Raw genomic sequence first — 7880 nt, 5'->3', positions numbered from 1 at the left:
GGCATACAGAAAAGCCGCCTCAACATCGAAAATGACGAAGAACATGGCGACCAAGTAATATTGCACCGGCGGGCGAACTTGAGCGCTGCCGGTCGGCCTGATACCAGATTCATAGGGAATGCCGGTCGCGCTTTCGGATCGACGTTCGGGTTTCTTCCAGTGACGCTCACCAAGCAACGCCGGGAATCCCAACATGACGACAATTACGAGGCCGACAGCTAACCCATAGACGCAGACCTGCCAAATAGGGTCCTGTGACATGGCAGAATTACCTACAGGCACTTTCGCCTTCCTGAGGTATGAACCAAGAGGTCCTGAAAGTGCAGTTGCCCGATAAGTTCCTCACGGCGTCGCAACAATGATGTCAGCACGAGGGGTAGGAGGTACAAGACGGCAAGAGGCAGTCCTATCGGCGTGAGGACACCCGGCAAACAGACAACGGTGAAAAGGACAGCGATTACACCGCTTATCATTGTCTCGCTGTGGATCGACATGCGCCTGTTGCTCCTCTTGCTGCTCAATTGTGGGGGAGGATGGTTGGTAAGAAATATGCTGAAAAACAGGAGGAAAAGTCAGATGCGTTCAGCCTCGATTAATGGCCCTACCGGGTAGGCTCTTTCAGCCGTTCTCCAGGCAAGACGATCGCACGTAGTCGGATTACCAGACTCAGCGAACTGCAAACGTATATGGAAACTTTTCCCGGAGAGAATGAATTCTATCAGTGCCTCTGGTCAATAAATGCTACCATTTCAGCCTGACGGCGTGCCGCAACCGATGGCGTCATTCGCGTCGATTCAACCGGACGAACAGAACACGCGGCGGCCACTCTGCTCTTACCCAATGAAGTCTCTGCGACGATCATTCCGATGGACTGACCTATATCATCGCACGGTTCAAGATCTGATCCATACTTTCCTCTCCGCATTCCTCCACGGCTCCACAACATGACCTCCTGCTTAAGCGGGCGAGCAACTACTCGCGCAGCTCGGCTACTCCGCGCAATTCAGCATCGTCGCCCGTTAGTTACGACGGCGAGATTGTTTTCCCTCTTCCAGCAGTAGGAATCGACCGTTCCAAGAACCCCTAAAAAGTTGAATGTCCCGGTTACCCATGGCCTAATGACCACGAATTACACCTGCGTTCTGGCGGCGGCCCACTATACTGGCCGGAGTCCTATTCCATTAGGTTTTGAAACCATAGAGACAGGTAATTGCTTGAGCGACCAACAAATAGATAGACCTGAGATCCAGAAGATGATTCGGCTTGTCGATTATCTGACAAGGCTGGCTCTGCTTCGGTCGAAACTGATTCGCGACATCGCCGAATACGAAAAGGTTCTTTGGATATCAGACGTTCCACATGAGCGAGGTTGCTTTACGCAGGCGTGGGGACATGATGAGGAACATGAGCCTGACGAATGGTTGGAAGTGCAACAGCGGCGAGAACCTGAACTCCCAGCCGTTCCAGCTCAATGCAAAGACTGGGTAAAGCGATCTTCACTCCGCAATAAGAACGACTTGCCCGATCTCCTTCCGGAAATCACTCGGCAAATCCTGAATCCCGCTTGGCACGAAGGATCAGACCAGCCGGAAACCATCACGCATACCGAATTGCTCGCAGATCATCCCGAAGTGCGCGAAGCATGGGATCGGTATATCGAGGACGAATGGTTCCCTTGGACGGAAGAACATAATGCCTGGGAAAAAGTACACAAGGTTTATTCCACGCTTTTTGCCATCTATCAGGAGCAACTCCGCATAGGCGAGGAATACGAGCTTGTGCTTGGCCTGGGTCTGCTGACCTGGCAGACACCCACCGGACAGCATGTCCGGCGTCACTTGGTAGTTGCCGATGCCATTTTGGAATTTGTGGCCAGTTTGGGGAAATTCATCGTCCGGCCCCATACCGAAGGCACCAAGCTACGGCCTGAACTTGACATGCTGGACATAGAGGAGCAGCCAGCGCGTGCAGAGGAAACCGCGGAGGCTTCACTTGTTAGAGCTGAAAACGATCCATGGGAAAACAGTTGTGTTAAAGGCGTACTCCAAACGTTAGTGCATTTGTTCGACTCGCAAGGCACTTATGACGACTCGTTGGAGGCGAAAAGCATCCGTGGTTTGAAAAAGCCCGTTGTCGAGTATGCCCCCGCCTTAATCTTGCGTAAGCGTTCTTCCAGAGGTCTCACCGAAACCTTAAAACGGATCAAGGAGCAAATCTCAAAGGGTGAAGCCATCCCCGGTGAATTCGCGGACCTTGCGGAGACTCGTCCGAACGATAGTCGTGAACCGAGCGATGGACCAGAAGAAACGGACATTAAATTTGGTGGGGAAGTCTTTTTCCCGAAGCCATCGAATAATGAGCAACGCCGCATTGTTGACAAGATCCGGTCGTCAAGCGGGATCTTGGTGCAAGGGCCACCTGGCACGGGGAAGTCCCATACTATCGCAAACTTGATTTGCCATCTGCTTGCAACAGGACAACGTACGCTGATTACGGCCAAGACGCCACGCGCCCTTCAGGTTCTTGAGGGACTTCTTCCTGAGGAATTGCGACCGCTCTGCATCAATCTGCTTGGCAGCGGACTTGAGGAACGGCGCTCGCTCGAGTCCAGCGTTGGCGGCATTCTTCGCAAGAATGCGCAGTGGAATGAGAATCACGCCAAGCGAGAGCGCACGGAACTTGAAGGGTATCTATGGAAGCTACGCGAGGAAAAGGCAAAAGTCAGCCGGCGACTGCGCGATATCCGAGAATCCGAAACGCATATTCAGTCTATCGCGGAGGGAACCTATCGAGGGACAGCCGCTAGAATCGCCGAGGCCGTAAATCGCGATCGTGCCACTCATGAATGGTTCATTGATGCTGTTCCCTTAGGCCAAGCTTGTCCGTTATCCGCTAACGATCTATACACCGTTCTTGTGTCTCTTCGGCGATTTACTGTGGAGAGACGCAGGGATTTGGAGCTTGCATGGCCTGAGGCGCTGCCATCCTCGGAACGCTTTGCCGAACTGGTGAGGAGCGAGTCCAGTGCGATAGCAGAAGAGCGGAACTCGGAAAACGGAGCTGATGGACGCATTGCCGATCTGTTGGTGAAAAGCAATTCCGCGACTATCGAGGCGGTTTGTAATGCTCTGTCTACTTTTCGCGACACTCGGAAAAGATTGTTGACGATGGCGCATTCTTGGCTAAACGAGGCCGTGCGTGACATCCTAAGCGGCAATCCGTCCCTATGGCGCCAACTTCTCCGTGTCACACAGGGGACAGTTTCATCAGTCGAAGTACTCATTGCTACTGCGGACAACACTAGCATCGAGTTCCCGGATACTATCGATATCAGAACGCTGCATGAAGACGCTCGGCAACTGGAACAACACATGGATAACGGCGGAAAGTTAGGTTGGGGACCCTTTCGGCCAAAGCTGGTGAAAGAGCGACTGTATGTGATCAAGTCGGCCAGGATTGGCGGACATACTTGCACGACAACTGAACACTTCTCACTTCTTGCTGACACGCTCCGCGTTCGCATTGAATGTGAGAAGGCATGGAGATTCTGGATTGGACGGAGTGACAGAGTTCATGGACCCTATGCTCTGCAACTGACCTCACTCAAAGCGCACTGCGAAGCACTCGAAAATGCCTTGTCGCTTGAAGGACTTATTACCAAATGTCGTGAAGCGATAGGGTGTTGTTCGGCGATAGGCGAACCTATATGGGCTGATGAACTCCAGATTGAGAAGACTATCCTCTCATGCCGCCTCGCACTGGCTCGTAACCGCAAGCGACTCACCGCCGATGAAATCAAATGTGTTGAGATTCCAGTTTCCGGCTTGGCCACCAGACCCAACGCACATCCGGTGGTAAGCGACGTGCTGACCGCAATTCGGGGCCGTGACGTCGATGGCTTCACACAGAGCGGAAACACAATCCAGGACTTGGAGAAACAACGTCAATGCCTTCAAGGGCTGGATAAAGCCATATCACAATTACGTCGACAACTACCGCGTCTAACCGATTGCTTGGAACGGACTTACAACGAGCCTTATTGGGAGGAACGAATCGAGCATATTGCGGACGCGTGGCATTGGGCGCAGGCTCGATACTGGATCGATGATTACATTCGGCAGGAAGATGTTCCGGCGCTCGCTAAGCGTGCTAAACAGATCGAAGACGAAATAAACACCGTAATACTTATCCGGTTGACTCCGAGTACCCCCATCGGTAGTGTCTGAGGGTGGCTCGCCCAGACTTCCCGAGAACGCTGGCTCAGTTTCAGGCGCAGCTTCAGGGACGAAGCTGCGTGCCGCGCCTACCTTGCGGCCTGTCGGTGGCCAGAAGGGTATCGCTGTCCAGGATGCCAGCACACGGAGGCCTTTGAGCTGCCGCGGCGGCGACTCTGGCAGTGCAAAGCCTGCGGGTACCAGACCTCGGTCACGGCCGGGACCGTGTTGCATCGGACACGTACGCCGCTGACTCTTTGGTTTTGGGCCGCGTACTTGGTGACCACGCACACCCCTGGCCTGTCGGCACTCCAACTCCAGCGGCAATTGGGGATCGGCCGCTACGAAACCGCCTGGGCCATCCTCCACAAGCTCCGGCGGGCCATGGTCCGCCCCGACCGCGAGCCGTTGCACGACAAGGTCGAGGTGGACGAGACCTATGTGGGAGGCCAGGAAGTCGGCCTGCGGGGCGGCCGACAGCTCCTCGACAAGGCGTTGGTGGCGGCGGCCGTCGAGGTGCGCGGTAAGGCCTCGGGGAGAGTCCGTCTCCAGGTGGTTCCGGACGCCTCGGGCCCCTCGCTGACGGGTTTCGTGAAGGCACACGTCGAGCGGGAGGCAATCGTCGTCACCGATGGCTGGCCGAGTTACGCCCCCTCGCGACGATGGGATATCGCCATCGTCCGCGCACCCAGGGGATCCGAAACGTGCGGAGAAGGTGTTGCCACGCATTCACCGCGTTTTCGGGAACCTCAAGACCTGGCTTCGCGGCACTCATCACGGCGTTGGCACCCAGCACCTGCAGGTGTACCTCGATGAGTTCACCTTTCGGTTCAACCGGCGCCGTACCCCCATGGCGGCGTTCCAAACACTTCTGGGGCTGGCTACACGTCACGGCCCTACTCCCTACAACAGGCTGTATGTTTCGGAGTCAACCGGATAAGCATAAACACCGTTATTGCGAAACTCGCTTCGCATCATGCCTGGTCGTTCTGTTTCGAACGAATGAAGGAGTCGCATCGTCGGCACATGGAGGCATGGTGTAAGAACGTCAATTCCCTGTCCAAAACTGGCAAAGGCAAACGCGATTTTCGAAAGCGTCAGGCGGCTCAGCGAAGTCTAACTGAATGCAAGGATGCCGTTCCGGCATGGGTGATGCCTCTTCACCGCATTTGGGACACAGTAAATCCCGCGCCTGGTATGTTTGACGTAATTATAGTTGATGAGGCTTCTCAGTGTGGATTTGAAGCATTACCTCTCTTTTATCTCGGAAAAACGATACTAATCGTCGGAGATGATAAACAGATCAGTCCCACTGGAGAATTTCAAGATACCGCACCAATTAACAAGTTGCTAGACGAATACTTGTCTGATTTCAATTTCAAAGAATACTTCGATGTCAATGTCAGCCTTTTCGATCATGGAAAACTCCGTTACGGAACCAGTCGAATCACGCTCCGCGAGCATTTTCGTTGCATGCCGGAGATTATCCGCTTCAGCAATGATCTTTGCTATTCTGATACCCCACTGATTCCCTTGAGGCAGTATAGTCCGAATCGGCTGCCGCCGCTCGATCATGTTTTTGTGAGCGGCGGGTATCGGGAAGGCTCCAACAATCGCGCTATCAATCGACCGGAGGCCAAAGCCATTGTCGAGAGGATCGTGGAGATGTGCGGGGACAGCCGATACGACGGCAAGTCGATGGGAGTTGTGGTTCTTCAGGGCGAGGCACAAGCGGCATTGATTGAGAATCAGTTACTCGAACAATTGGGCGCTGAGGAAATGGAACGGCGTCGCCTGGTCTGCGGGAACCCCTACAGTTTTCAGGGAGATGAGCGCGACATTATGGTCCTGTCGCTCGTCGCGGCCAGTAACGAACGAATTGGGGCTCTGACAAAAGCGGCGGACGAAAGACGCTTTAATGTCGCGGCCAGCCGCGCCCGTGATCAGATGATTCTCTACCATTCCGTCACATGTAATGATCTGAGCCCATTCTGTCTTCGACGACGATTGCTGGAACACTTCGAGAACACGAGGCCACAGCAGATTTCGGGAATCGAACGAGATGAACTGGAGCAGCGGGCAGCCCAGGATAACCGGGGTGTTGTGAAGCCCCCCGCGCCGTTTGAAAGCTGGTTTGAAGTGGACGTTGCTCTGGAACTTCTGCGCAAAAACTTCACCGTGCTCGCTCAATACGAATTTGCGGGCAAGCGGATTGACCTTGTGGTCGAAGGTGGTCAGGCACGTTTGGCCGTAGAATGCGATGGCGACCATTGGCATGGAGCTGACCGTTATGAAGCCGACATGCAACGCCAGCGCGATTTGGAACGATGCGGTTGGAAATTCTTTAGCGTGAGAGAATCGGCCTTCTATTCCAATAAAGATAATGCCCTTGCAAGACTATGGGTAGCCTTGGAGGAGAGAGGCATTCTCTCAAACTCACGACGGATGGATTCGGCCCCTGACATTGATTTGGAGAGCCCTGTAGCCGAAGATGAAGATGAGACTGATGACGAACACGAATCATCGAACGAATCTGAGGCCGACTTCAGAACATCAAGCCGCCGACCAGATGAAATAACCTCGAGCGAGATACAGGATGCGATTCTGCGGGTTTTGTCCAGCTGCCCTAATCAGTCGTGCACTATTCATTCACTTGCCTCCCGCGTGCTTAAGGAGGTAGGAGTACTAACCCGTGGCAAGCCTCGCGAGGAATTTGAAAAGCGCACCATGCGAAACGTCAGTATCCTTGAAAAGCATGGCAGCATAGAAACCTACAAAGCTAAGAATCGGAGGCTGAGGCTGCTTTCTCAAGGAACGGCCTGAGAAAATGCACTACGGAACGGCCAAAACGATTGTTCAAGCTTTCCGCTGTTGCGATAATTGCGAGGGAGGACGCGTCATGAACAGGACCCCATGTGTGACCAAAGCCGAATATCGAGGCGGCTACCGGATTCATGTCACCTTCGATGACAATTCGGAAAAAACGATCGACTTCCGACGCTATCTGAAGGGGCCGGTCTTTGAGCCGTTGAAAGACAGGAAGTACTTTCGGCGATTCTTCCTCGATGGCTGGACGGTCGCCTGGCCGAACGGTGCGGACATTGCCCCTGAGGAACTGTACGAGAGTGCCGACGTCGGTACGGAACGAGGGGCGGCCTAGTCTCAAAATCGAGACCGGCGTCAACAATCGGTGCGACTTATCGCCACATGAATAAACAACCGCGAACGAAACTGATTCACGAAGGACGATATTTGGCAGAAGTCGATGTTGAGCTGTTGGTGACGGACGACGCGTGGTCTCCCTACCTATCGATTGAAGATGCGTACAAGCTTGATGATGTGCGTGAAGCGTTGCAAAATGGAGACACCGCGACAGCAGCACGGTATGGCCGTGTGTTCGCTCTGACTCCTATTGCCGTATAACGGGGGCAGTGGACAACTGCTACTCATCCGTTTTCAACCCGATAAGCTTCATGGCCAGATCCCTCTCCTCCGACTCTGTCTTGATCTCCCCGTTCAGCCGCACATCAAGCAGTTGATCAAGGATCTTTTTGAACTGGGGACCTGGTTTCAATCCCATCATCCTGAGATCGGTGCCTGTCAGAGTCGGCTTCACCTGCTGATAGGTCGTAAGGAAGGCCGAGACCTGCCGTTTGACTGTTTCTC

6 protein-coding genes and 1 pseudogene are annotated in these 7880 nt (G+C 53.9%); 5 read left to right on the top strand and 2 right to left on the bottom strand.

What is annotated here, in order from left to right:
• A partial coding sequence (locus P0120_24900) for an NADH-quinone oxidoreductase subunit A (protein ID MDF0677548.1) occupies window positions 1–195 on the bottom strand: 195 nt, incomplete at its 3' end.
• Between the two features lie 1058 nt (window positions 196–1253).
• Between P0120_24900 and P0120_24895 the strand changes: the two genes are divergently transcribed.
• The 5 genes and pseudogenes from P0120_24895 (at window position 1254) to P0120_24875 (ending at window position 7637) form a co-directional block, all read left to right on the top strand.
• Entirely contained in the window at window positions 1254–4226 is a 2973-nt protein-coding gene (locus P0120_24895) for an AAA domain-containing protein (GenBank protein ID MDF0677547.1), read from the top strand.
• 33 nt (window positions 4227–4259) lie between these two features.
• A pseudogene (locus P0120_24890) lies at window positions 4260–5154 on the top strand (IS1595 family transposase).
• A gap of 422 nt (window positions 5155–5576) precedes the next feature.
• On the top strand, window positions 5577–7037 hold the full coding sequence (locus P0120_24885) for an AAA domain-containing protein (GenBank protein ID MDF0677546.1): 1461 nt from the start codon (window positions 5577–5579) through the stop codon (window positions 7035–7037).
• 76 nt (window positions 7038–7113) lie between these two features.
• On the top strand, window positions 7114–7374 hold the full coding sequence (locus tag P0120_24880; GenBank protein MDF0677545.1) for a DUF2442 domain-containing protein: 261 nt from the start codon (window positions 7114–7116) through the stop codon (window positions 7372–7374).
• 47 nt (window positions 7375–7421) lie between these two features.
• Window positions 7422–7637, top strand: coding sequence for a hypothetical protein (locus tag P0120_24875; protein MDF0677544.1), 216 nt, complete (start codon window positions 7422–7424; stop codon window positions 7635–7637).
• A 19-nt stretch (window positions 7638–7656) separates the two neighbouring features.
• Here P0120_24875 and P0120_24870 read toward each other — a convergent pair.
• Window positions 7657–7880, bottom strand: a 224-nt coding sequence (locus tag P0120_24870) for a hypothetical protein (GenBank protein MDF0677543.1), incomplete at its 5' end; no start/stop codon positions are given.

This window comes from Nitrospira sp., from assembly GCA_029194675.1.
Taxonomy (GTDB): domain Bacteria; phylum Nitrospirota; class Nitrospiria; order Nitrospirales; family Nitrospiraceae; genus Nitrospira_D.
Note: the sequence above shows the minus strand (reverse complement) of the source record. Positions and strands in the feature narration are given on the sequence as shown.